The organism is Roseovarius sp. D0-M9 (assembly GCF_037083805.1).
Classification (GTDB): Bacteria; Pseudomonadota; Alphaproteobacteria; order Rhodobacterales; family Rhodobacteraceae; genus Roseovarius.
Genome location: NZ_JBAPKZ010000114.1, coordinates 1 through 1,417 on the forward strand (window position 1 = coordinate 1; position 1,417 = coordinate 1,417).

Consider the following 1,417-nt stretch of genomic DNA (forward strand, 5'->3'; position numbering starts at 1 on the left):
AATTGTGGTCATAACCCTGCAATTTTGAGCCGCGCTATGAAGCCCAAAACACCTCTTCCGGAACAGGATGATCTGTTGCGCGCACGATTGGTCCAGATGATCGACATGCGCCACGAACTGGTAAAGCTCGCCGGACTGATCGACTGGGAGGTGTTCGAGCGTGAATGGGTAGGGCTGTTCCCGTCGCAGACCGGGCGACCCGCTACGCCGACCCGCCTGATTGCGGGACTGCTGTATCTTCAGCATGCCTTTCGGCTCTCGGATGAGGCGGTCGTGGCGCGGTGGGCGGAGAACCCATATTGGCAGCATTTCTGCGGTGAGACATTCTTTCAGCATCGCCTGCCGCTCGACCCTTCTTCGATGACCCGCTGGCGTAACCGCATTGGCGAAGAGGGTGTCGAGTGGCTGCTGACCGAGACGATCAAGGCCGGGCAGCGCGCCGGCACGGTGCGGGACGACCACCTGAAGAAAGTCACGGTCGATACCACGGTGATGGAAAAGAACATCGTGCATCCGACGGATGCCCGGCTCTACGAGAGAGCACGGCGCAAGCTCGTCGCGCTGGCGCGTGAGGCTGGCATCAATCTACGCCAGAACTACAACCGCCTCGGCCCCCGGCTGTCCGTTCAAGTTGGCCGCTATGCCCACGCCAGGCAATTCAAGCGGATGCGCAAGGCGCTGCGCCGGCTCAAGGGCTATACCGGGCGCGTGCTGCGCGACATCGCACGGCAGATGGACAAGGTGGCCGAGGGGCTGCTGAAGACACAGTTGCAGGATCTGGTGGCGCTGGTAAACCGACTGCTGGCGCAAAAGCCGAAGGACCGCAGGAAACTCTACAGCCTGCACGAACCAGCTGTGGGTTGCATCTCCAAGGGCAAGGCGCACAAGCGCTACGAGTTCGGCACCAAGGTCACCGTCGCCACCACCACTGAAGGCGGCTTCGTCGTCGGAATGCGTGCGCTGCCAGGCAATCCCTACGATGGCCACACGTTGCACGAGGCACTGGAACAGGTGGAGATCCTGACCGATCAGCGCCCTACCATGGCCTTTGTCGATCGCGGTTATCGCGGCCACGGCGTCGAGACCGTCAAAGTCTTCATCAGCGGTGCCCGTCGCGGCGTCACCAGAACCATCGCGAAACTGCTGCGACGACGAAGCGCCATCGAGCCGATGATAGGCCACATGAAGACAGATGGGCGCCTGACCCGATGCCCGCTGAAAGGAACCACCGGCGACGCTCTCTTTGCGGTCCTGTGCGGATGCGGTCACAACATACGCATGATCCTGCGCCATCTGAGGAGCATTTTGTGCCAGTTCGTCTGGCTGATAACAGTGCTCCGAGGGTTCATGCACGGTGAAGGGCAACATCAGGGACTTCAAATCAACGACTGAAATCGTTGTTCAGGGTGAACTAATG

1 protein-coding gene is annotated in these 1,417 nt (G+C 60.6%); it reads left to right on the forward strand.

What is annotated here, in order from left to right; genetic code table 11:
* The first annotated feature begins 36 nt into the window (after positions 1-36).
* Positions 37-1,392 (forward strand): IS5 family transposase, encoded by a 1,356-nt coding sequence (locus V8352_RS21740; protein ID WP_336426342.1) that lies wholly within the window; start codon positions 37-39, stop codon positions 1,390-1,392.
* Positions 1,393-1,417 lie beyond the last annotated feature (25 nt).

Excerpts from the sequence above, each read along its gene's own strand:
- V8352_RS21740 (WP_336426342.1), top strand. The coding sequence starts at position 37 with ATGAAGCCCAAAACACCTCTTCCGGAACAGGATGATCTGTTGCGCGCA.